We start from the raw sequence: 22,456 nt of genomic DNA, 5'->3' as shown, positions 1-22,456 counted from the left end.
GGACCGCGTACCACGGTGATTCGCTGATTTTACCGACGAAATATCGTCGTTTGTCTTTTATGAACGCAGCCCCACGCGCATGTCGTGGGGTGAGGGCGCAACAAATTGACAAATCGCCCGTGCTTGGAACGGTCGGCCGGCGGCCGAGCCCGATTTCACGGGAAGGGCCAAGGGCCACCGGGCCGGGGATTATTCGCCCTGGGTCTGCTCGGCGTCGGGGCGGTAGGCGTATTTGCGCTTGAGCGGCTTGACGACCAGGCCGGAGCGGATGGCCTTGGTTGAAGCCTTGACGCGGACGACCGAGCCGTCGATGACAGCGGTGATCGCCTTGATGTTGGGCTTGAACTTCCGCTTGGTCTTGCCGGTGACTTTCGTACCGACACCGCCGAGGTATTTGGCTTTACCGCGGTGGGTGTACGTGTTGCCGGACGAGGTCCGACGACCGGTAAATTCACAAACTCGTGGCATGATCGTTATCCCTGTGCGCGCGTGGGTCTTTCAAACGAGCCGAGTAGTGTACCGCTGCGCGGCGGCGGGTTCAAGTGGGGGGGTGTAAAGCCCAGGCATGCCATGCCTGGGCTTTGGGCGTGGCGGGCAGCTCTGTGGTCCGATGCGATCGGCCTGTACGCTACCATGCGGGGTATGAGTCATGCCATTTACCATGTGGATGCGTTTACCGATTCGCCGTTTGCGGGGAACCCGGCGGCGGTGTGCCTGATCACCGGGGAACTCGACGACGACTGGCTGCAGGCGGTCGCGACGGAGATGAACTTGTCGGAGACGGCGTTCGTTCGGCCGATTCCCGGCGGCTTCGAGCTGCGGTGGTTTACGCCCGCGGCCGAGGTGGAGCTTTGCGGACACGCGACGCTGGCGGCGGCGCATGTGCTTTGGGAGCAGCAGTTAATGGGGGCGGAGAAGCCGATCGCGTTCAAGACGCGGCATCGCGGGGTGCTGCATTGCGAGCTGGATGCGGAATCGGGGCTGATTGCGATGGACTTCCCGGCCGACCCGCCCGCGGTGGCCGAGCCGGTGGCGGGGCTGATCGAGGCGCTGGGGGTCGAGCCGGTGACGGTGCTGCGGAGTCGGTACGACTGGGTGGTGGAGGTGGAAGACTCGGCGGCGGTGCGGGAGGCGCGGCCGAACATGCTGGCGCTGATGGATATTGATGCGCGAGGCGTGGGGCTGACTGCCCGAGGCGGGGAGGCGGATGAGGCGGATTTCGTGTCGCGGTTTTTCGCGCCGCGACTGCGGATTGATGAAGATGCGGTGACCGGCTCACTGCACTGCGTGCTCGGGCCTTACTGGCGGCGGATGCTGGGCAAGGATGTGATGGATGCGGCGCAACTGTCGCAGCGCGGCGGTCGGCTGCGGGTGGCGATGCGGGAAGGGGACGAGCGGGTGGCGCTGGCGGGGCGGGCGGTGACGGTGACGGTGGGGCAGTTGTTGGTGTAAGGGGGGAGTTTCTAGTTTCTAGTTTCTAGATTCGAGTTTTTTTGGGGGGTCAGGTTTGGCCGGTCCAGGTTTGGCCGAGGGTGGCCTGGCCGGTTTTGAAGGCTTCGCGGAGTTTGTGGACGACGTCGTCGGGGAGCGGGCCCTTGCGGACGGCGGAGAGGTTGGCGCGGGCGTTGATGACGCTGGTCGTGCCGACGATGGCGGTGTGGACGCCTGGGTGAGAGAGGGTGAAGCGGAGGGCGACCTCGGGCCATTCGAGCTCGGCGTGGCCGGGGAAGCCGACGTCGTCGGGGGTGATTTTCATCGCGGCGAGGCGTTGGGTGTAGGTTTCGGCGTACTGGCTGTACATGCCGGGCTGCTCGGTGAGCTCGCGCCAGGCGGCGTTGGCGAGGGGTCGTTTGGCCATGACGCCGAGGTTTCGCTCGCGGGCGATGGGCAGGACGGTGTCGAGGTTGGCCTGGTCGGTGATGTTGATCGAGAGCTGGAGCACTTCGATATCGTTGAGGTTGGCGGCGTAGGCGGCGGCCTCGTTGTCGCCGGAGTAGCCGACGAACCGGACTTTGCCTGCTTCGCGGGCCTTGACGAGGGCGGCGAGGGCTTCGCCCTGCTCGAGCACCTGGAGGCTGCACGAGTGCAGCAGCATGACGTCGAGGTGGTCGGTATTGAGGCGTTTGAGCGACTGGTCGACGGTCTGGCGGATGAGCTTGGGGGACCAGGCTTCGCCTTCGAGGTCGGGCAGCTTGTGGCCACACTTGGAGACGAGGATGAACTCGTCGCGTCGGCCGGCCATGGTTTTGCCGATGCGTTGTTCCGAGCCGGGGTAGTTGGCGGCGGTGTCGATGAGGTTCAGGCCCTCATCGAGCATTTCGTTGAGGATATGCGCGACCTTATCCTCGCTGGCGTCGAGGAAGCCGATGGGCGCTCCGCCGAAGCCCAGCTGTGAAACCTCGAGTCCGGTTCTGCCGAAAGTGACCTTCTCCATGGGGGGACAGGATAGCAGACGGCAGGGGGTGGGGGGCAAATTTCTAATTGCCGATTTCGAATCGCTAATGGTTGATTGCATCGGCGTGGGGCTCCCAAATTAGCAATCAGCGATTCGAAATCAGCGATTCGACCGCCCTTCGTATCGATAGACGCGGATGGAGGAGAAGGGCTGTTCGATGCGGCTGTCGAAGTAGGCTTCGAGGGTGGCGACGTTGTGGAGCCATTGCTGGGCGGGGTCGACGCCCTGGGCGGATTCGACGGCGGTGACGAGCCAGATGGTCTGGCCCTGGTCGCTTAGCTGGTCGAGGCGGTCGGCGGTGGGGGGCATGGCGGCGACGTCGGCGGTTTGGAGGTAGTACCGGCCGGCGAGGGTGAAGGGGGTGGCGACGATGTCACCGGGCTGGCGGTGCTGCTGGGCGTAGGCGAAGCCGTGGTCCCAACTGGAGCGGAAGCCCTGTCCGCCGGCGTGGTAGAAGCCCAGCGACAGGCCGAGGGCGGCCAGCAGCGCGGCGGCGGGGCCGGCGGCGAAGGCCCGGCCGAAGCGTGGGGCGACGTGGCTGTAGAGGCGGTCGAGTCCGACGGCGGCGAGGGCGATGTAGCCGACGCTGGCCATGAATCCGTAGCGGGTGTGGACGAACATGCGGTCGGTAAAGCTCAGCCAGGCGAGGGCTGCCAGCGGCACGGCCGCGGCGATGAGCAGGTAGCCGCCGAGCCGTTCGCGTCGGGTGATCAGTAGCCAGGCGGAGAGCAGTGCGAGGGTGAGCAGTGCGGGGTGGAGCAGGTAGGCGGTGCCTGCGAGGAGCATGCCGGGCCCGTGGCCGCGGGGCTGGTCTTCGAGGCGGTCGTAGCCGGCTGCCATGGTGTGCATGTCGATGGCGAGCACGGTGAGGCAAAGGCCGACGGCGACGGCGACGCTGGTGTACCCGAACCAGCCGAGGCGGGGCTTGTCGCGCATGGCTCGGCTCATCAGCCAGTCGGCGACGAACAGGCCGACGAGGAAGATGCCCGGCGGGTGGTGGAGAAAAGCGAAGACGAAGCAGAGCATGGCGACGACCATGCGTGCCCGCGAGGGTCGGGTGGTGGCGTCGAAGTAGAGCAGCACGCTCAGGCCATAGAAGAGGAACAGGCCCACGTAGAAGCGCGCGTTCTGCGACCACTCGACATGCCATGGCAGCACAGCCAGGAGCAGGGCGAACGCGATCGCCCCCCGGTCGCCGAGCACACGTCGGCCGACGATGGCGAGCACGGGGATGCTGAGGATGCCCAGCAGCGCGGGTCCGATGCGGGCGGACCATTCGTTGATGCCCAGCTCGCGCCATTGCTCGGGGGCTTCGTGGCTGGCGGCGGCGAGGTCCGCGCCGGTGAATTGCAGGCCCGCCCATGTCGCCGAGTGGGCGAGCACGCGCCAGATCGGCGGCGGCTGGGCGTCGGTGATCGAGTGGATGGAGTAGAGCTCGTCGGCCCAGAAGCTGTGCTCGCCGAGCTGGTACAGCCGAGCGCCCGCGCCGATCGCGGTGGCGATGATCAGCATGAGGGCGAACAGCCAGACGGGGATGCGCGGCGGCAGGGGCAGAATGCGGGCGAGCTCTACGTCATTAATCGATGGCGACGCGGGAGGTGGCGGGTCGGCCCGGGTCGGCGATCGCGATACGTTCGCCTGCTGTGGCGGATGGGTCATGCGTGGTCACACTTCGAGCGATGGATCGCAGCCAGAGCCCGGGCGATTGTTGGGGGGTCCGCGTGAGCAGTCCAGTGATCGCGCGATTATGAAGGCGGAAGCGGGGGCTTGGGGGGGTGTCCGGAAAGGCAGAGCGACTTATACGAATCACGATAAATCCTCGTGCATCCAATAGCCCCCCGCGGGCTAACCTTTGTTCAACCCGCGTCGAGCGACTAAGATTGGGGTTGCTCGATGATGAGCGTCGGCAGCCGTCGGCGACGCTCGGGTGAATGAAAGCAGGTAATTCTCATGACCAGCACCGGACGCCAAGGCGCCGCGGCTCCCATGGCCGACGTGCAAGGCAGCTATGACGCTCGAAACATCCCGATCAACAAGGTCGGCGTGAAGGGCATTCGCTACCCGATCACCCTGCATTGCCCCGCCACCGGCGGTCGGCAGCACACCATCGCCGAGGTGAACATGTACGTGGGCCTGCCCCATTACCAGAAGGGCACGCACATGAGCCGGTTCCTCGAAGTGCTCAACAAGCACCACGAGTCGGTCCGCTCGGATCAGGTGATGGAAATCTGCCACGACATGAAGCATCGCCTGGAAGCGGAGGAAGCGCACCTCGAACTGCACTTCCCTTACTTCATCGACAAGAAAGCGCCCGTCACCGGGCAGCCGGGCAAGCTGGACGTGGAGGTGAGCTTCGAGGGCGTGGCGGGCGTCGCCGGCCAGCCGGAGTCGAACGCGGAGGATTTCATCCTCGGGTTGAAAGTGCCCGCGACGAGCCTCTGCCCCTGTTCGAAGGAGATTTCCGCTTACGGGGCGCACAATCAGCGCTGCTTGATGGAGGTCCGCGTCCGGTTCCAGCCGGGCAAGTCGATGTGGATCGAAGAGCTGTTCGACATTGTCGAGCGTCAGGCGAGCACGCGCGTGTTCGCGGTGCTCAAACGGCCGGACGAGAAGTATGTGACCGAAGCGGCGTACGACAACCCGAAGTTCGTGGAAGACATCGTCCGCGACCTGGCGGTGGCGCTGGACATGGAAGAGCGCATCGTCTGGTACCAGGTCAAATCGGAAAACTTCGAGTCGATTCATAACCACAACGCTTACGCGTTTATCGAGCGCGACAAGCGTGACGCGCGGGCGTGAGTGGGAACGGACCCACGGTGGGACACCGTGGGCTTCGGGGTGCTGAATCAGATCGCAGGGCAAGCCCTGCCCTACATGTTCTCCGGGGGAATTCGAGGGGGCGGTGATGCGGCGAAAGCGTACGCATACGCGAGAGCATCATACGTCGGCGTTCACGCTGATCGAGCTGCTGGTGACGATCACGGTCATCGTGCTGTTGATCTCGATCGTGCTGCCGGCGCTGGGCAACGCGCGGGGGTCGGCAAGGGCGGTGCTCTGCCTCAACCATCAAAGGCAGCTTGCAACGACGGTCATGATGTATGTCGATGACTTTCGCGGCGCCCTGCCTCGGCCGACGATCGGCACGGATGTGGTGGGGATGAGCACGGCACAGCAGCAGCAGGCGGTGTGGTACAACGCGGTCGATGCGTACTACGGGAAGGCGACGCCGACCTCGGCGAGCGAGCGGCATCACGAGGCGTGGAAGCATGACCCGGTGTGGGCGTCGTTCGACGAAGCGAAGCGAGCGAACAATCGCACGATCAAGATGAACGATTATCTCAAAGGCAACAACGACAACGACGAGCCGCCCCATTTCACCTACGAGCAGGCGATCCGTCGGCCGACGTTGATGGTGCTGTTCGTGGACGGGCAAAGCGCGGATGTGCACCCGAATGCAAGCAATGACACGCATTTCGGCGCCACACCCGGCCGCGTTGCGTTACGACACGCCGACGGTGCGAACGTGACGTTTGTCGACGGGCATGGCAGGCATGTGCGGCAGGCGATACGCGACGACCTTGTCGTGCCCGGCTGGTTCCTGCCGACGGACGTACGGCAGGAACTGTTGTGGCGGGTGGCGGATCAGTGAAGCGCCCCCGGAAGCGCCCCGCGAGGCCGCGGGGGCTAAACATGAAGCTCATATCGGCCGCGATGTTTGGATAGCGTACGCTTTAGTCGAGGCTGATCTCGGCTCCGCGCAGTTGCAGGGGGCCGGACTCCGGCTCGGTGGACTCACCGATCTGGAGGTTGCCCTTGGCGGTCTGCCAGTCGCGTTCGAACTGCGGGCGAAGCTGGAGGCGGTTGGGGTCGTACATGGCGCCCAGCGCCTGGGCGGAAGCGAGCTCGATCGTGCGGTCGAGGCGTTGGCCGTCGCGGTCGATGGTGACGTGGAGCTTTTCGCCGCTGCGGTAGTTGACGATGAGTTCGCGGAAGTGGTCAGCGGTGAAGTCAGGGGGCAGGGGCTCGCCGTCGATGGCGATGACGCGGTCGCCCGCGACGAGTTGGCCGTGGGCGGGGAAGCCGGGCAGCGTGACGACGATTTCGATGGCTGGCCCGTTGTGGTCGGGGGTGTCGGGCAGGTCTTCCGCCGCGACGGTGCGGTGGGAGATGCCCAGCGAGCCGCGGTCGGGCCGATCGAAGACGTGCTCGCGCCGCTGGCGCAGCACGTGATGTTGGGCGACGCCCAGCAGCCGATGCCGCTGTTCGTGCGAGCGGGCCCGGGCCAGCAGCTGGGCGATGGTCTCCAGTTCCAGCGAGTTGTCTGCGAGCAGTTGCAGCGTCTGTTCCCGTCGCTCGCGCGGGTCGGCACTGTCCAGCGCCGCGAGGATCTTTTCCAGATCCATCGACTCAGCCCGGGTCGAGCCGGCCGACAGGGCCAGCAGCCCGGCGAGCAGGCCGACGGCGATCGCGCTGACCCAGTGGCGACGGTGGTTCAATCGTGACATGCAAGCAGTTTACCCGTCACCGGGGGGGCGCGCCCAGCGATGGGGGGTTGGTTTCGAGTTTCGAGTTTCTGGTTTTGAGTTTCGAGTTGTGAGTTGTGAGTTAAAGCCCACGGATGGCATCCGTGGGCTCCAAGGGCGCACCAGGCGCCAAACCGGGTGACACCTGCTGGCGCGGGTGATATGATCGCGGTCATGCGAACCGGATTGGCTTACGAATCGCCGATCGTCTTCGGACGCGATGCGGAGCAGGCGTCGGGCCTGACGCGCACCAATCGTCCGAGCCCACCTCCGCTCGGCTGATCGTTGTCGCCGTTTACGCCGTAACCGTTCATGCCATCATAAAGTTGCCCAGCCCGCTGCTCGCGGGCGAGTCTCTACATCCTCATCCTCCATCGCATCAGGGAAGCTGTCACCATGGCCGCCAAGAAAACCACCCAAAAGAAATCGACGCACAAGAAGACCACGAAGAAGTCCACGAAGACGACGACGAAAAAGAAGTCGCCCGCTCGTTCAGCCAACCGCGAGGTGTTGCTGATCGCCAACGGCGACCTCCGCCTCAGCGCCAACCAGAACTGCTGGGCAGCTCAGCATGAGATGGAGCAGACGCTCATCACGGCGGTCGAAGCGCAGGGTTACACCGTCCGCCGGGCGCATCCTTATAAGGAAGACGAAGGGCACGGGTTCATCGGTTCGCAGAAGGAAGGCATGGAAGTGTTCCGCGGGCTGTCCGATGCGGACCGGAAGAAGCCGATCATCGTCGCCGAGGCGGTGTGGCAGTATTCGCATCACATCCTGCACGGGCTGATGGCTCACGAAGGGCCGATCCTCACCGCCGCCAACTGGTCCGGCACGTGGCCGGGGCTGGTGGGCATGCTCAACCTCAACGGCTCGCTGACCAAGGCGGGCGTGCCTTACACGACGTTGTGGAGCGAAGACTTCACCGATCGCTACTTCACCTCGCGGTTGAAGAAGTGGCTCGACACGGGCAAGGCCACCCACCCCACGCCACACGTGCACAAGCTCGGCAAGGCGAAGCTGCCGGCGAAGACGCGCAAGCTCGGCCAACAGCTCGCCAGCGACATGCAGACCCGCCGCGCCATCATGGGCGTGTTCGACGAAGGCTGCATGGGCATGTTCAACGCGATCATCCCCGACCACCTGCTCAACCCCACCGGCGTGTTCAAGGAACGGCTGAGCCAGTCCGCCCTCTACTACGAAACGACGCAGGTTTCCGACAAGGAAGCCGACGACGTCCGCTGGTGGATGGGCGAACGGGGCATGACCTTCCACACCGGCCCGAACCATCACGAGCATCTCACCGACGACCAGATCCGCCTGCAATGCAAGATGTACATCGCCGCGCTGCGCATCGCGGACGACTTCGGATGCGACACAATTGGTATTCAATATCAACAGGGGCTCAAAGACCTGCTGCCCGCCAGCGACCTGGTCGAAGGCACGCTGAACAACAGCGAGCGCCCGCCCGTGCTTAGCCGTGACGGCTCGCGCGAGCTGTACGCCGGCGAACCGCTGCCGCACTTCAACGAAGTGGACGAGTGTGCCGGCCTCGACGGGCTGATGACCCATCGCGTGCACAAAGCGCTCGGCCAGCCGACGGAGAACACGCTGCACGACCTGCGCTGGGGCGACGTTGATCGCTCGGGCACGGTGGACGATTACGTGTGGGTGTTCCTCATCTCCGGCAGCGCACCGCCGGCGCATCACCAGGGTGGCTGGGCGGGCAGCGACGGCCATCGTCAGCCGGCGATGTACTTCCCCAACGGCGGGTCGACGTTGCGTGGCATTGCGAAGCCGGGCGAGATCGTCTGGTCGCGCGTGTATGTCGAGGGTGGCAAGTTGAAGATGGACCTCGGCCGAGCGGGTGTGGTCGAGCTGCCGCAGGAAGAGACCGATCGGCGGTGGCGGGAGACGACCCCGCAGTGGCCGATCATGCACGCGATCACGTATGGCGTGTCGCGCGACCAGATGATGGCCCGCCACAAGGCCAACCACATCCAATGCGTCTACGCCAACAGCGCCAAGGAAGCGGACGAGGCGATGTTCACCAAGGCCGCCATGGCCGAGGCGCTCGGCATGGAGGTCGCGCTCTGCGGCACGAACAAGAAGGGCAAGGCGTGGGGGTGAGGATTTCTAATTTCGGATTTCGGATTTAGCAATTTCGAAAGGCCCGTCGCCGCAAGGTGGCGGGCCTTTTGTGTAGCGGCCGCGCCGCAGGCGCGTTTCCATCAGTCATTTCGCGGCTACTATTACGATCCATGAACCGTGTCGCGTTGAAAATGCTGGTTGGCGATCGGGCGAAGTACCTCGCGCTGGTGATCGGGTTGTCGTTCGCTGTGCTGCTGATTACGCAGCAGGCGTCGATCTTCCTCGGGCTGGTGCTGCGCGGCACGGGGTTTTTGCAGAACATCTCGCAGCCGGACCTGTGGGTGGCGGACCCGAGCACGCGCTACATCGGGGAGATTCGACCGCTGGCGGACGCTCAGTTGCAGCGCGTGCGGGCCGTGGAGGGCGTCCTCTGGGCCGAGCCATTCTTCACCGCCCGCGCGCCGGTCGAATTGATGGATGGCGAGTTCAAGACGGTGCAGCTTCAAGGCATCAGCCGAAGCACGCTCGTCGGCCAGCCGCCGCAGATCACTGCCGGGCGGATTGAGGATCTGCGCATCCCCGGCGCGGTGATCGTGGAAGAAACCTCGCGCGAGAAGCTCAACGATGTGCAGATCGGCGAAACGCTGAAGCTCAACGACCGCCGGGCAATCGTGGTCGGCTACGCGCGGGCCCGGCTGGGCTTCGAGTCCAACGCGGTGATCTATACGACGTATGAGCAGGCGCTGAACTTCGTGCCCACCGGCCGAAACAACCTCACGTACATGCTCGTCAAGTGCAAGCCGGGCTACGATGTGACCACGGTGCAGGCACGCATCAACCAGATGGAAAGCCTCGGCGCGTTCACCGGCGACGAGCTGCGCTGGCGGACGATCTGGTTCATCCTGCTGGACACGGGCATCGGCATCAACTTCGCCATCACCGTCACGCTCGGCTTCATCGTCGGCCTGGTCGTCTCGGCGGCGATCTTCTACCAGTTCACGCTGGAGAACCTCGGCCAGTTCGCCGTGCTCAAAGCCATGGGCGCCACACGATGGACGCTGGTGAAGATGATCCTGCTCCAGGCCTTGCTCGTTGGACTCATCGGCTACGGCATCGGCGTGGGCGCAGCGGGCGTATTCTCATGGTTCGGCCGAGAGCCCGGCGCGGAGCTGAGTACGCATTACCCCTGGCAACTGATGGTCGGCTCACTGGTGGCGACATTGGTGTGCATCGCCGTCGGCAGCCTGCTTAGCCTCCGCCGTGTGCTCACCCTCGAGCCGGCCATTGTGTTCAAGTAATCATGGGTGACAAACGGACGAAATGAAAACGCCAAGACGCCAAGACGCAGAGACGCCAAGAAGAAGAAACAGACAAACGGCAGAATATAGAAGCCACAGATGAAGGCGAATGGAAAAGATACCAACTGTTATTTTGAGTTCATCGGCGTTCATCTATGGCTTCAACTCTCTTCCCCCTGCCTTTTCCTTGGCGTCTTGGCGCCTTGGCGACTTGGCGTATTTCAGACGAACACCAGGCATCAACGTTGAACGAACCGTCCAGCCAACCCGCCATCCGCGTTGAAGGCGTCGCCAAACACTTTGGCCACGGCCGGGCGGCAGTGCGGGCGCTCAACGGCGTCGACCTCACCGTCGAAGGCGGCCAGGTCGTCATGCTCGTCGGGCCCTCCGGCTGCGGCAAAACCACGCTTGTCTCGATCATCTCCGGCGTGCTCAACCCCGACGCCGGGCAAGTCGAAGTCTTCGGCACGAACTGGAACAAGCTCGGCGAAGACGCACGCACGCGACGCCGGGGCGAACTCGTCGGCTTCGTGTTTCAGGACTTCAACCTGCTGCCGACGCTTACCGCCGCGGAAAACGTCATGCTCCCCCTGCTGATCCGCAACACCGACCGCCGCGAAGCAAGGCAGCGCGCCAACGACATGCTCGACAAAGTCGGGCTCGGCGAACGCGTCGACGCATTGCCCGCCGAGCTGTCCGGCGGCATGCAGCAGCGCGTCGCGATCGCGCGGGCGCTCGTCGCGCGGCCGCGCCTCGTGGTCTGCGACGAACCGACCGCCAGCCTCGATGCCAAGACCGGCCAGCGCGTGCTGGAGCTGATCTGCCAGGCCAGCCAACCCGACGAACTCGGCCCGCGCTGCGTGCTGGTGGTAACGCATGACAATCGCGTGTTCCACTTTGCCGACCGCATCGAGCAGATGGAAGACGGCCAGTTGCTCGACGCGCCCGAGGCCGACGTGCTCGAACACGCGCGCTACTACAAACCACACGAACCCACACCGAAACGAACAGAAGACGAGGACGCATGATCAAGTGGATCACCATATTGCTTGCATTGGTCGGCCTGCTGCTGGGGGCGTACACGGTCGCGACCTCCGACCGCGACCTGGGCGAGCCCGACCCCGCCGCTCCGCCGACGGTGAACCCCTACGCGCGAGCGGTCGCGGCGTCGGGGCTGGTCGAAGCGTTGGGGCGGAATGTTGAGCTGGGCGCACCGGAGCCGGGGCTGGTGACGGACGTGCTGGTGGAAGTGAACGACGAAGTCGCGGAAGGCGATCCGCTGTTTCGGTTGGACCGTCGGCCGATCGAGGCGGAGCTTGGCCGGGCGCGGGCGGCGGTGCGTGTGGCCGAGGCGCAGGTCGAGCGTTTGCAAGCCGAGCCGCGGCCCGAGTCGTTGCCCGTGCTCGAAGCGCAGGTCGACGCGGCGCGAGCCGAGGCGGAGTTGGGGCAGATTCAACTTCAGCGCACTGAGACGCTGGTGGAAGAGCGTGCCGCGCCGCGCGAAGACCTCGACCGCCTTCGGCTGGAGTCGGCGGCATTGAACGCCCGCCTCGCGCAAGCGGAGGCCACGTTGGCCGAGCGGCAGGCCGGCGCGTGGTCGCGCGAGCTGGCGGTGGCGGAGGCGGAACTGGCGCAAGCCGAGGCGGAAGTCGCAGCGCTGGAGACGCGATTGGATCGTCTGACCGTGCGAGCGCCCCGGGCGGGCACGATCCTGCGTCGGCGGGTTGAGCCGGGCGTGTACGTTTCGCTCGCAACGGGCAACAGTGCACCGATGGTGATGGGCGACCTTTCGCAATACCGCATCCGCGCGCAGGTCGACGAGCAGGACATGCTCAGCGTGCAGACGAATGCGAACGCAACCGCTCGGCTGCGTGGCGGGCATGACGTACAACTGCCGTTGCGGATGGTCCGCATCGAACCGCTGGCCGAGCCGAAGCGTCAACTCACCGGCGTACCGACGGAGCTGGTCGACACGCGCGTGATCGACGTGATCTTCGAAGTCATCGACCGCGACGGCATCCCGCTATACCCGGGCCAGATTGTCGACGTGTTCATCGAACAGTCGGATAACGCCAACATCGCGATGGATTGACGTAATCATCAACCATCGCCCGTGCTTTCACATGTGAAACATTTAGCCGCGGTGCTTGCACCGCGCTCTTCGCCGCGCGACCCCACCAAAAAGCGCGGTGCAAGCACCGCGGCTAAATGGGGCGCGCGGAATCGAAGTCACTTCGTACGTTTTACGACATCGCGCCAGGCTTGTTGTTCAACGCCTTGAACGCATCCGCGTCGCTGTCGAACACGGCCTTGCCCTGCATGAGCATGAGTTGCCGCAGCCCGAGGTAGAGCAGCGCCACCCCCGCGACCATCACGCAGAAGACAATCAGCCGCATCGTCGTTCTGCCGTCGCGAATCGGATCGCTCGAACGCGAAGCCGCCTGCGTCAGCGCAACCGTATCGCGTGAGCGGTCAGCAGCGCGATCCTGCGAACGATGGTAGCCCAGATACGCTCGGCCGAGCCCTTCGAGCACCGGCACGAGCTGTTCGCGCTGCGTGCCCGTGTAGCGCAGTCGCAGTTCGCCGACATCGCCGAAGACGGTCATGTCTTCCGCCAGTGCCGTTCGTAGCGTCGCGGTGTCTTCAAACGCCTGGCCGTTGCCTTGTCGCTGCAACTGGCTGATCGCTTCGCTGAGCACGGGCTCGCTGAGCAGCAGCGTCCGCTGCGCCGCGAGCCATTCGCCGCTGTCGGGCTCGGCCTCGGCGGCATCGACCGCCACGTCGAAGCTCATCGTCGCTTCCCACACCGGCGTCGCCATGCGCCCGCCGATCGCGTAGCTGAGCATGATCACCAGCACCAGCGCCACCACACCGAGCCCCACCAGTTGCCCGGCCCGCTGGGTCGCCCACCGCTGCATCATCTCCGCTTCGCTGGTTTCGAGGAACTTGCGCACCTCCACCAGCATCTGCCGTTCCTTCTCCACGCCGGCGTACTGTGCGCTGTTGATCTGCACTTCGGTCTGCGACTGTTCGAGCTTCTCCATCCGCTTGCGCAGCGCCTGGATGTACCGCCGAACCTTTTTTCGCCGACGACGGATCGCTTCGTCCGCCTGCTTCAGCTGCGCGGTGCGCTGTTGATACTTTTCCCGCTCGGCCGAGCTGCCTTGCTGATCGCGTTCGAACGCTTCGCGCTGCTGTTGCAACTCGTCGCGCTCGGCAGCCAGTTTCTTCTGTCCCTGTTCGAGCGTTCGGCGGAAGTTCGCCTGCTTCTCCGTCAACGCCGCTTCACGCAGTGCGAGCGCTTCGTCGCGCTTCTCCAGCTCCGCCTTCCGCGATTCAAGCGACTGCGACTGCTCGTCCAGTTGCTGCGCCGCGCGCTCCACCTCGGCAAGCTGCTCTTCAAGCTGCTGCCGGGTCTCGTTGAACTGTCGGGCGCCTTCGCCGGTCTCTTCACCTTCGCCGGGCAACAGCGCCGCCTGCTCCGACAGCTCCTGGCGGACGCGCTCGAGGTGCGCTTCCTGCTGCTCAAGCGTTTCGGCACGCAGCTTCACATCAAACCGCTGCCGCTCGAGCGCCTTGCGCTGCTCGGCCACCTGCTGCTTGACCTGCTCGACCTCGGCAAGTTGGGCCTCCGCCTGCTCGCGCTGCTGGGCGAACTCGGCCTCTGCCTTTTCCAGTTCAGTGCGGGCCTGCTCGAACGACTCGCGCTCGGCGGTAAACGCCTGCTTCTCTTCGTCGAGTCGACGTCGCCGTTCCGCCTGCGCTTCGCGCGACTCGTCCAGCTCGGCACGCTGACGTTCGACCACGGCGAGCTGCTCTTGCACCTTGTCCTGCTGCTGTTTTAACTCGGTGTACGACGCTTCCAGCCGCTGCTCGCGCTCGGCGAGCTTGCTCGCCTGCTGCTTCACGGCTTGATGCTGGGCGTCGAGTTCCCGCCGTTCGACCTCCGCCTGCTCGGTGCGCTGCGTCAGCGCGGCACGCTCGGTCGCCAGCGCCTGCTCGCGCTCGGCCAGCTCATTCTGCATCTGGTCAAGCGCCTCGCGGTTCTCCGCCAGCGACGCCTGTTCCTTCTTCAGTTCCTCACGCTCGGCAGCGATCGCTTCACGGGCCTGCTGCTGCGACTGGTCGCGCTGATCCAGCTCACCGGTGCGCGACTTGAGTTTCTGCTCGCGCTCATCCAGCGACTTGACCCGCTGCTCCAGCGTGCCGCCACGCTCGTTGAGCTTCTGCTGCTGGGCCTTGAGCCCGGCACGCTCGGCGTCGAGCTTCTGCTGCTGTTGGTTGAGCGCCTGCTCGCGCTGGCCCAGCTGTTGATCGCGCTGCTTCAGTTCGTCACGGCGGGCGTCGAGCTGCTTCTGGCGTTCATCGAGCTGCTTGTTGCGCTTGTCGACTTCATCGCGCTGACTTTGCAGACGCTTGGCCTGATCACGAAGCTGATTGAAATGCTGGTCGCTTTCCTGCTGCCAGTTCTTCAACTGAGCGAAGCGTTGCTCAATCTCGTCGAGCATGTCCAACGCCTGGTCCGTGTCGGCCTGGGGACGGTCGGGCTGCTCGGCTTTGTTCGGCGACTGGGGCGGATTATTTGCTGCCATGGGTGCGTCCCCCTCATGGACGGTTGGTGAGCGGATACACGAACGCTCGATAAACTCACAAGCGACGCGACCCACCCTGCGGTGCGTGAATGGGCGCTTCCTGGCCCGGGCTCTGTTCTGTCATCGGTCGCTTGCCCAGCCAACGTGAGCGCCACAACGCTAAAATTGCCTCCGACTCGCGCGATCGTCACAACCCGCGCCGCCCGATCCGGCGCGTCCGAGAATGCAGGCCGAATCATGACAGGCACCGCCGCCGACTCGATCACCCCGCCCGACGCCGCCGCGACCGCGCTCGCGGTCCGCGATGTGCAGTTTCGTTATCGGGCTAATGGCCCGACCGTGGTCGACAACGTCTCCGCCACCCTCGCGCCGGGCAAGGTCACCTGCCTGCTCGGGCCTAATGCCGCGGGCAAGAGCACGCTCGTCAAGCTCATGCTCGGCCAGCTCGAACCGCTCGCCGGGGCGATCACCGTCGCGGGCGAACCGGTCGCGTCATTGCCCGCTGCCAGGCGGGCGCGCTGGCTCAGCTACGTGCCTCAGCGCGGCGGCGTGCAGTTCGCCTTCACCGTCCGCGAGGTGGTCGCGATGGGCCGGTTCGCCGCCGGCACGTCGTCGGCCGGCCAGGCGATCGACGCGGCGCTGATCGACTGCGACCTGCTCGACGTCGCCGACCGCGTCTTCGCCGAGCTGTCCGGCGGCCAGCAGCAGCGCGTGCTCATCGCCCGCGCGATGGCGCAGTCCACCGGCGAAGGGCGCGCCATGCTCCTCGATGAGCCCGGCAGCCACCTCGACCTCCGCCACCTGCACGCACTCATGCAGTTGATGCGTCGGCAGGCGAAACGGGGGCTCGCGGTGCTCGTCGTACTGCATGACTTGAACCTCGCCGCCCGCTATGCCGACGCCGTCTGGCTGATGGACCACGGCAAAATGGTCGCCGAGGGGCCATGGCACGCCGTGCTTCGCCCCGACGTGCTCACGCCGGTGTACGGCCTGAAGCTCGAAGCGCTCAGCGGCGACGAAGACGACGACGGCCGACCTGTGTTCCGCGTCACCGGCGTGCGGTAGACTATGATGCAGTCACGGGGTAGGCCCCGCGCGTCGTTGCGATCACCGCTCGGCTTCAAGCGAGCAGCCAGATAGAGAGATACGCCATGCAACAGCAGGACCTGATCATCTACGCCATCGCGACGATCATCCTCGTCGGCTCGTGGGTGGTGAACATCCTCCGCAAGCAGTCCGAAGAACGCGAAGAGGCTGGCCAATCCAGCAGCGCATCGGATGCGGGCAGCTCGAAGCAACGGCTCGACGACCTCGCCGCCCGCCGGCGCGAAGAGCTCCGCGCCCAGGCCCGCGAACGGCGCGGCGACACCGGCGGCCGACCCGGCGCCGGCGAGCCGGCCAACATGACCATGGCTGAACGCATCGCCCGCGCCCGCGCCAAAGCCCAGTACGAACAACGCGCCCAGCAGCTCGGGCAACGGCCCGCTTCACAAACCGCCCAACAGTCCGCCGGTGCATCACAATCGTCGCGTCAACCCGAACCCGTCGCCGTCGGCGGCCGTCGCCAGGAGCAAGGCACTGCCACCGAGATGGAGCGTGCCCGCCAGCGCGACAAGCAGCGCCGCGATGCCGAGCAGCGTCAGCGCCAGGAAGCCGAGCGACGCGCCCAAGTCGAGCGCGATCGCCAGAAGCGCCTGCATCAGCAGCAACGCCAGCTTGCCGAGCAGGCGTCCGAGCGCAAACGACGCCAGGCCGAGGAAGCCGCCGCCCGCCGGCGCAATCAGCAGTCCAGCGCCAGCACGCGCAGCCGCACGACCGAGCGTCGCTCGGCTTACACGCCCGCGATCACCTCCGGCGACCGCCGACCTCTGCCGTTCACAAAGCGATCGCTCCGCGAAGCCGTCGTCCTCCGCGAAGTCTTCGACCGCCCGCTCGCCATGCGCGACCCCATCGCGGATCGAAACTATTAACTAACACAACAAGGTGGGTTTTCGTTTCGCCGCGGGCCTTGGCCCGCGTGTTCGGCCCCGCGCGCCCGAAGAGCGCGGTGCAAGCACCGCGGCTAAATGTCGCAGATGAAGCAGTCACGTTGTCGTACTAAAAGAAAAGCTGCCGAGAAAATCGCCGTTATCAGTATTGGAATTCAAGGTCCCCCCCATTATCTCCCGATAACGGATAACGAGACACGGTTGTGCCTTGCTTAGCCCGCGATTTCGACAACGGCTTGCACGGCTGCGGTGTTTCGACCGAGCGAAGGGACTCGCGTTCATGTCAGCTCGGGCAGCGGTCGCGTTGAGCAGAAGCTCGGCCGACCGGTCACCTTTCACGGACGAAAGGGTTTCAGTCAGGTGCGAACCATCGCGATCATCAACCAGAAGGGTGGCTGTGGCAAGACCACGGTCTCCATCAACCTTGCAGCCACGCTCGCGGCGCGCGGGCAGCGGACGCTGTTGGTGGACATGGACCCGCAGGGCCATTGCGCGATGGGCCTCGCCGTGCCCGAAGCCCAGGTCGACCGCTCGATCGCCGACGTTTTGCGTGCGGGGATGGACGGCTCGATCGCGTTCGCGGACGTCACCTGGCAGATCGCCCGCCACCTCGACCTCGTCCCTGCGAAAATCAACCTCGCCGGCGTCGAGCAACTGCTCGCCACCGCGCCGGACAAAGACCGTCGCCTGGCGCAGGTGCTTTCGACCGTGCAGGACAAATACGACTTTTGCGTCATCGACTGCCCACCGAGCATCGGGCTGCTGACGTTCAACGCGCTGCGGGCCGCCGACGAGGTGTTCATCCCCGTCGAGACCGGCTACTACGCGTTGCAGGGCTCGTTGAAGCAGGCCCAGACGATTGAAATGCTCTCCCGCCGCGCGGGTCACGACGTGCGTTTCATGGTGCTCGCCACGATGTACGACGTCCGCACGAAGCTTGCCCGCGAGATTCTCTCCGAGCTGAAACGTCACTTCGACGACAAGCTGCTGCCGGTGGTCATCAACTTCAACGCGAAGCTCAAAGAGGCCGCCAGCTTCGGCCAACCCATCACCGAATACGACGCCGCCAGCCGGGGCATGCAGGACTTCGAGCGCCTCGCCGGCTGGCTGATGAGCAACCCGACGCTGCCGACGCACGACGCGAACGACGCCCCGCTCGTACGGCAGAACCCCGCGCTCAGCCGTGCTGCCGAGCTGGTCGAACGAGCCCGGGCCCTGAGCGCCCGCACGGCCTCGCTCGCCCAACGGCTGGCCAGCGATCCGGAACTGCGGCAGGAAAACCTCGCCGAGCCGGCGCGTCGCGAGCCGCCCCAGCCGCCGATCGTGCCCGACGAGCCCGATTACGAGCCTGCCATCCCTTCGAACGGCTCGAACGGCAGCAATACGGCGTTGCAGACCAAACTCGCCCAGCTCTACGGCGTACGTCCGACGGCACAGGGCCTGCTGTTCATCCAGCCGGGCACGACCGGCCGACGTGTCGCGGTGGTCGGCGACTTCAACGCGTGGAACCCCGACGCGTCGCCGATGAAGCGCGACGAGTCGCTGGGCATCCTGCAGACTTGCGTGCCCGTCACGCCGGGGCGGTATCAATATCGCCTGGTGATCGACGGTCAGTGGCTGCCAGATCCGTACAATCGCGAGGTCGAGCCGACGGCGCAAGGTGAAATGAACAACGTGGTCGAGCTGACGGACATGATCGACTAAGCTGTAGGAACATCGTTCGTGTGGCGGGCCTGGAGTGGCCGTCCGCGACGGTCGACCGGGGTTGGATTCAGGGACGCGACAGGTTGGCCGACGCCTGTCGAGAAGGCACGTTTCGCATTGGGGGGGATCGCACAGGCGGCAGGGGAGTTCTGATCGCCCGCGATTCCCAGAGGACGCAACGCAATATGGGTCGGCGATCATTGCGCCGATCCCTGCCGGGCATCGCTCCCGGCCGACTCGGGCGACAGGCATGGAGGAAAATCGCACACGCCGAGCACTGGACGAGTTGGCCGACCTGTTCCTGACAGGGCCAACCGGCGGTCCGCCGTCCCCCGTCGAGGCGGACGAGCCTGCCGACGCGGACCAAGCCGACGCGGACCGCGACACGCCAGCCAGCGCGACGAAGGCCGCCCGCCACCCGCGCGACGCCGAGACCGTGCTGGCCGAGTTCGACCTTGAAGGCCCGGCCCCGATCCGCCTGCCGCCGAAGACCGGCCCGGTCGCCCCTCGGCCGAGCCCCTATCGCCGCCCTGCCGACGATCGGCCCGAGCCGCGCGCCTCGCGTGCGAGTTCGCCCGCCGCGCCGTCGCTTCGCCTGCACCGCGACGACGTCGGGTCGGCCGGTCCGACCGACGAATCATCAACCGACGATGCTGACGACCGCGAAGCCCGGCTGCCCGTGGCAGCGCCCGCGAGCGTGGAAGCCGTGCTGCTGGGCAATCTGCCGGGCTTGAGTGGGCCCTGGCTGACGCAATATGCTCAGCGGCTCGCTCAGCGCGAGGGGCCGGTGCTGCTGCTGCACCTTGACGAGCAGGGGCTGGACATGGAGATGGTCGAGCCGACCGACCGCCCGCAGCCGCCGGGGCGCGTGCCGCCGGGCGGGCAGGCGCGGGACCTGGTCGACCGACTGGAAACGCTGATTCGCCTCGCGCCGCATCCGGTTCGGCGGGTGCTCGTGCATGTCGAGGCAAGCCCGAACCCGATGGTGCTCGCCAAGCTGCGCTGCCTCGACGCGTGGACGCTGCTGACCGGCGCGGACGACGCCGCGACGGTGGCGGGCTATCGCCTGCTCAAGCGGATGATCGAAACCGACCCTGCCGCGACGCCGAGGCGGGTGGGCGTGATGATGATGGGCAGCGACGACGAGTCCGCCTGCCGGGGCATCGCCCGCCTGCGCAGTGCCGCTGCGAGTTTCCTCGACACGCCGATCGAGCTTGTTGGTTCGCAGCGTCAGATGGTGCCGGTCAATCTCCGTCAGCTGGGCCGATTCGAGCCGATGCAGACGCTCTGGCCGTCGCTTCGCCGTTGGCTCGCCGGCCTCGACCCGGCCGAGGGGCGATCGGGCACGGCCCAAGCCGAGCCGACGCATGCCGAGTCTGCGGACGTGGAGCCTGCCGACGACTTTGATTCGCCGGACGTTGAGCCTGCGGACTTCGCATCCGCAGAGACAGAGTTCCCCTTCGACGAGCTGCCTTCGTTTGACGAGCCGACGCGTGAGCCGGAGCTTGAACAAACGACTGAACGAGTGCCTGAACGGACGGCCGAGCAAGCGCCCAGGCAATCGACCGCGCGTGAGCCGCAGTCCGCAGCCGAGCAGCCCGCACATCAGCAGCCCGCTGCTCAGCCGACCGCCGAGCCTGCTCAGCCGCAGCCGAGCGAAGGCGAGGCGTCGCCCGACCTCGCAGCGTTTCTCACCGGCGACGCGCTGGTGGGTGGCATGGCGTTGGAGGCTCGCTGCCCGCATCAGCCGGACACGCAGTTGCTGCTCGATCAGGACGGCCGACTGCATCTGCTGCGTCGTCACGCGCCGGCCGCCGACCGCACCGCCGTCGCGCAGCGAAGCGACGACGACCTGCCCGCGCTTCGCCGGGCATTGATCGAACTATTGGAAGCCCGCGCCTGGGTGCGTGAGCACGTCGAGTTGCTTCAGCTCACCCAGCGGCAGTGCAGGTTCGACCGCGCTGCCGACCCGGTGCTGCACCTGTTTACCCACCGCGCCGACCTGGCCAACGCGCTCACCGCCCGGCTGGGCCCGATGCTCAAGCTGCATCTGCTCCAAAAAGTCGGCCAGGCCGAGCACGCCACCTGGTTCAGCACGCCGCTGAACTGAACCCGCGATGATACGGATTGCGAAAAGGGCACCCACGGATTGAATCCGTGGGCTTCGATCGCGCGCGAGGTTCATGTCCAAACCGCATTTTCAAAAAATGTCGGAAAATGTATTTGCGTCCGCCGCGGTTATATCGTCGCCTTCGAGAAGGTCGGCCTGATCCAGCCGACGATTCGCGGAGGAGGCGAACATGATGAACCTGAAAATGGGCTTGAAGCTGTCTGCGTGGCTGTTCGTGGCGGGCGTGGTGCTGTATGCCAGCGTCCACCCGGAACAGGGCGTGATCTATCACAACCCGTTGGCTTGCCTGGGCTTGGCGTTGATCGGGCTGGGTGTGTGCGTTCAATCCCGCCGGGCGTTGCTCGGTGAAGCGTGAAGCGCTGCGACGTCAGGCATCGCCGTTGGACTGCTTACCACTCGCGACGGTCTGGTCGGCGTTGTCCGGATGCGGGCCGGCGAAGTGGTTGTAGCCGCGGAGGTCGAACCGCCGGGCGGGTTGGGTGAATGCGAGTTGGCCCGACTCGTGGAGCATCAGGTGGTTCGCGGCGCAGTGGCAGAAGGCATCTTCGATGCCGGGCACGGCCTGGACGACGCTGTCTTTTTTCTCGGTGGCGGTGATGTTGGCCTTGGGCACCGGGTGGATGGGGGTCGCCTCGGAGAGGGCGTTGATCAGCAGCGTGTGCTGTCGGGCGACTTCGAGGGTGGCGACGCCGATGTCCTGGTCGGCCATGCCTCGGACGAGGCGGGCGAAGCGCTGGAGCATCCGCCGACGCATCGAGCCGTCGCGTTCGATCTCCGTCTGGCCGAGGGGCGAATCGATGTTGATGTCGCGCGTGGTCCAGACGACCGTGCCGCGTTCGCCTTCGATCCGGAGGTTCGGGTGCACCGTGCCGGCGCAGCTGTGGGTGAGCAGCACGAGCAGTTGCGGGCCTTCTTCGAGATCGACGCGGGCGCTGACGGTGTCGTAATTTTCAATCGGGGCGGCACGGTACAACTCCGCGTCGACCGACACGGGCGTGGCGGCGGTGGCTTCGCTGGCGCCGAGCAGGAACAGGGCGATGTTGACGAAGTGGGACATCGCGTTCTGCACAGGGCTGTCGAGCACCCAGTTGTCGCCGCGTTTGAGTCGGCCGGCCCAGGTCGCGCGGTCGAAGTAGCTCGCTGGGCGAGGCCAGCAGCCATGCACGACGACGCGGTTGATCTTGCCGATTTCGCCCGCGAGCAGGCGTCGCTTCAGCGGGAGCGTGGTCGGGTCGTAGACGTCTTGAAAGCCGATGACCGCAGGCCGACCGGCCCGGTCGCGGGCGGCGATCATGGCATCGAGTTCGTCAATCGTTCCGGAGGCGGGTTTTTCGCAGAGGACGGCCTTGCCTGCTGCAAGTGCTTTTTCGGTAAAGGTCTTATGAAGGTCGATCGGCACGGGCAGCCAGACGGCGTCGATCTCGTCGAGTTCCAGCAGCTTTTCGAAGGACTCGAGCACCTGGATGCCGCTGGCCCGGAGTTGCTCGACGCGCTCGACGTGGGCCTCCGGCTGCGGGTCGCAGACGGCGGCGAGGCGGATCGTCGGCCGCAGCTGCTCGCCGACCTCCAGCACGAAGTCTGTCATGGACGCGGCATATCCGCCGACGCCCGCGATGCCCAGCACGACTGTGTCCGCCGAATCCTTCATAATCTCGTTCATCCTCGCGACCCGTTGGC

18 protein-coding genes are annotated in these 22,456 nt (G+C 65.7%); 12 read left to right on the top strand and 6 right to left on the bottom strand.

Annotated features, from left to right (window positions below; all coding sequences use genetic code 11):
• Positions 1-189 precede the first annotated feature (189 nt).
• Positions 190-468, bottom strand: coding sequence for a 50S ribosomal protein L28 (rpmB, locus tag ACERK3_09005; protein MFA9478434.1), 279 nt, complete (start codon positions 466-468; stop codon positions 190-192).
• 174 nt (positions 469-642) lie between these two features.
• Here rpmB and ACERK3_09000 point away from each other — a divergent pair, with 174 nt between their 5' ends.
• Positions 643-1,452 (top strand): PhzF family phenazine biosynthesis protein, encoded by an 810-nt coding sequence (locus ACERK3_09000; GenBank protein ID MFA9478433.1) that lies wholly within the window; start codon positions 643-645, stop codon positions 1,450-1,452.
• Between the two features lie 49 nt (positions 1,453-1,501).
• Here ACERK3_09000 and ACERK3_08995 read toward each other — a convergent pair whose 3' ends face one another.
• Positions 1,502-2,434, bottom strand: coding sequence for an aldo/keto reductase (locus ACERK3_08995; GenBank protein ID MFA9478432.1), 933 nt, complete (start codon positions 2,432-2,434; stop codon positions 1,502-1,504).
• 120 nt (positions 2,435-2,554) lie between these two features.
• Entirely contained in the window at positions 2,555-4,114 is a 1,560-nt protein-coding gene (locus ACERK3_08990; protein MFA9478431.1) for a glycosyltransferase family 39 protein, read from the bottom strand.
• Between the two features lie 291 nt (positions 4,115-4,405).
• Between ACERK3_08990 and folE2 the strand changes: the two genes are divergently transcribed.
• Positions 4,406-5,254 (top strand): GTP cyclohydrolase FolE2, encoded by an 849-nt coding sequence (gene folE2 / locus ACERK3_08985; GenBank protein ID MFA9478430.1) that lies wholly within the window; start codon positions 4,406-4,408, stop codon positions 5,252-5,254.
• A gap of 106 nt (positions 5,255-5,360) precedes the next feature.
• Positions 5,361-6,104, top strand: a complete 744-nt coding sequence (locus ACERK3_08980) for a type II secretion system protein (GenBank protein ID MFA9478429.1) — start codon at positions 5,361-5,363, stop codon at positions 6,102-6,104.
• A gap of 82 nt (positions 6,105-6,186) precedes the next feature.
• Here ACERK3_08980 and ACERK3_08975 read toward each other — a convergent pair whose 3' ends face one another.
• Complete coding sequence (locus tag ACERK3_08975) at positions 6,187-6,960, bottom strand: hypothetical protein (GenBank protein MFA9478428.1); 774 nt, start codon at positions 6,958-6,960, stop codon at positions 6,187-6,189.
• A gap of 414 nt (positions 6,961-7,374) precedes the next feature.
• Between ACERK3_08975 and ACERK3_08970 the strand changes: the two genes are divergently transcribed.
• From ACERK3_08970 to ACERK3_08955, 4 genes are all read left to right on the top strand, one after another.
• On the top strand, positions 7,375-9,105 hold the full coding sequence (locus tag ACERK3_08970) for a fucose isomerase (GenBank protein ID MFA9478427.1): 1,731 nt from the start codon (positions 7,375-7,377) through the stop codon (positions 9,103-9,105).
• 131 nt (positions 9,106-9,236) lie between these two features.
• Positions 9,237-10,364, top strand: coding sequence for an ABC transporter permease (locus ACERK3_08965; protein ID MFA9478426.1), 1,128 nt, complete (start codon positions 9,237-9,239; stop codon positions 10,362-10,364).
• Between the two features lie 245 nt (positions 10,365-10,609).
• Positions 10,610-11,392 (top strand): ABC transporter ATP-binding protein, encoded by a 783-nt coding sequence (locus ACERK3_08960; GenBank protein MFA9478425.1) that lies wholly within the window; start codon positions 10,610-10,612, stop codon positions 11,390-11,392.
• Positions 11,389-12,456, top strand: a complete 1,068-nt coding sequence (locus ACERK3_08955; protein ID MFA9478424.1) for an HlyD family secretion protein — start codon at positions 11,389-11,391, stop codon at positions 12,454-12,456. The genes ACERK3_08960 and ACERK3_08955 overlap by 4 nt, the downstream gene beginning before the upstream one ends.
• Before the next feature lie 151 nt (positions 12,457-12,607).
• Here ACERK3_08955 and ACERK3_08950 read toward each other — a convergent pair whose 3' ends face one another.
• A complete protein-coding gene (locus ACERK3_08950) occupies positions 12,608-14,956 on the bottom strand; it encodes a hypothetical protein (protein MFA9478423.1) in 2,349 nt (782 codons plus the stop codon).
• A gap of 237 nt (positions 14,957-15,193) precedes the next feature.
• Between ACERK3_08950 and ACERK3_08945 the strand changes: the two genes are divergently transcribed.
• From ACERK3_08945 to ACERK3_08925, 5 genes are all read left to right on the top strand, one after another.
• The gene (locus tag ACERK3_08945) at positions 15,194-16,021 is read left to right on the top strand and encodes an ABC transporter ATP-binding protein (protein ID MFA9478422.1); all 828 of its coding nucleotides are present in this window, start codon (positions 15,194-15,196) and stop codon (positions 16,019-16,021) included.
• Between the two features lie 86 nt (positions 16,022-16,107).
• Complete coding sequence (locus tag ACERK3_08940) at positions 16,108-16,926, top strand: hypothetical protein (protein MFA9478421.1); 819 nt, start codon at positions 16,108-16,110, stop codon at positions 16,924-16,926.
• A 267-nt stretch (positions 16,927-17,193) separates the two neighbouring features.
• On the top strand, positions 17,194-18,648 hold the full coding sequence (locus ACERK3_08935; GenBank protein ID MFA9478420.1) for an AAA family ATPase: 1,455 nt from the start codon (positions 17,194-17,196) through the stop codon (positions 18,646-18,648).
• A 250-nt stretch (positions 18,649-18,898) separates the two neighbouring features.
• A complete protein-coding gene (locus ACERK3_08930; GenBank protein ID MFA9478419.1) occupies positions 18,899-20,758 on the top strand; it encodes a hypothetical protein in 1,860 nt (619 codons plus the stop codon).
• A gap of 190 nt (positions 20,759-20,948) precedes the next feature.
• Positions 20,949-21,134, top strand: coding sequence for a hypothetical protein (locus ACERK3_08925; protein ID MFA9478418.1), 186 nt, complete (start codon positions 20,949-20,951; stop codon positions 21,132-21,134).
• A gap of 12 nt (positions 21,135-21,146) precedes the next feature.
• Here the strand turns inward: ACERK3_08925 and ACERK3_08920 are convergent, their stop codons facing one another.
• Entirely contained in the window at positions 21,147-22,427 is a 1,281-nt protein-coding gene (locus ACERK3_08920; protein ID MFA9478417.1) for a Gfo/Idh/MocA family protein, read from the bottom strand.
• Between the last annotated feature and the right edge of the window lie 29 nt (positions 22,428-22,456).

The organism is Phycisphaerales bacterium AB-hyl4, from assembly GCA_041821185.1.
GTDB classification, from domain to species: domain Bacteria; phylum Planctomycetota; class Phycisphaerae; order Phycisphaerales; family Phycisphaeraceae; genus Natronomicrosphaera; species Natronomicrosphaera hydrolytica.
Note: the sequence above shows the minus strand (reverse complement) of the source record. Positions and strands in the feature narration are given on the sequence as shown.

What these genes read in the sequence shown, in the direction of transcription:
- ACERK3_09000 (MFA9478433.1), top strand. Translation starts at nt 643, where the DNA reads ATGAGTCATGCCATTTACCATGTGGATGCGTTTACCGATTCGCCGTTT.
- rpmB (MFA9478434.1), bottom strand. Translation starts at nt 468, where the DNA reads ATGCCACGAGTTTGTGAATTTACCGGTCGTCGGACCTCGTCCGGCAAC.
- ACERK3_08970 (MFA9478427.1), top strand. Translation starts at nt 7,375, where the DNA reads ATGGCCGCCAAGAAAACCACCCAAAAGAAATCGACGCACAAGAAGACC.
- ACERK3_08930 (MFA9478419.1), top strand. Translation starts at nt 18,899, where the DNA reads ATGGAGGAAAATCGCACACGCCGAGCACTGGACGAGTTGGCCGACCTG.
- ACERK3_08980 (MFA9478429.1), top strand. Translation starts at nt 5,361, where the DNA reads ATGCGGCGAAAGCGTACGCATACGCGAGAGCATCATACGTCGGCGTTC.
- ACERK3_08925 (MFA9478418.1), top strand. Translation starts at nt 20,949, where the DNA reads ATGATGAACCTGAAAATGGGCTTGAAGCTGTCTGCGTGGCTGTTCGTG.
- ACERK3_08950 (MFA9478423.1), bottom strand. Translation starts at nt 14,956, where the DNA reads ATGGCAGCAAATAATCCGCCCCAGTCGCCGAACAAAGCCGAGCAGCCC.
- folE2 (MFA9478430.1), top strand. Translation starts at nt 4,406, where the DNA reads ATGACCAGCACCGGACGCCAAGGCGCCGCGGCTCCCATGGCCGACGTG.
- ACERK3_08955 (MFA9478424.1), top strand. Translation starts at nt 11,389, where the DNA reads ATGATCAAGTGGATCACCATATTGCTTGCATTGGTCGGCCTGCTGCTG.
- ACERK3_08995 (MFA9478432.1), bottom strand. Translation starts at nt 2,434, where the DNA reads ATGGAGAAGGTCACTTTCGGCAGAACCGGACTCGAGGTTTCACAGCTG.
- ACERK3_08975 (MFA9478428.1), bottom strand. Translation starts at nt 6,960, where the DNA reads ATGTCACGATTGAACCACCGTCGCCACTGGGTCAGCGCGATCGCCGTC.
- ACERK3_08945 (MFA9478422.1), top strand. Translation starts at nt 15,194, where the DNA reads ATGACAGGCACCGCCGCCGACTCGATCACCCCGCCCGACGCCGCCGCG.
- ACERK3_08965 (MFA9478426.1), top strand. Translation starts at nt 9,237, where the DNA reads ATGAACCGTGTCGCGTTGAAAATGCTGGTTGGCGATCGGGCGAAGTAC.
- ACERK3_08940 (MFA9478421.1), top strand. Translation starts at nt 16,108, where the DNA reads ATGCAACAGCAGGACCTGATCATCTACGCCATCGCGACGATCATCCTC.
- ACERK3_08990 (MFA9478431.1), bottom strand. Translation starts at nt 4,114, where the DNA reads ATGACCCATCCGCCACAGCAGGCGAACGTATCGCGATCGCCGACCCGG.
- ACERK3_08920 (MFA9478417.1), bottom strand. Translation starts at nt 22,427, where the DNA reads ATGAAGGATTCGGCGGACACAGTCGTGCTGGGCATCGCGGGCGTCGGC.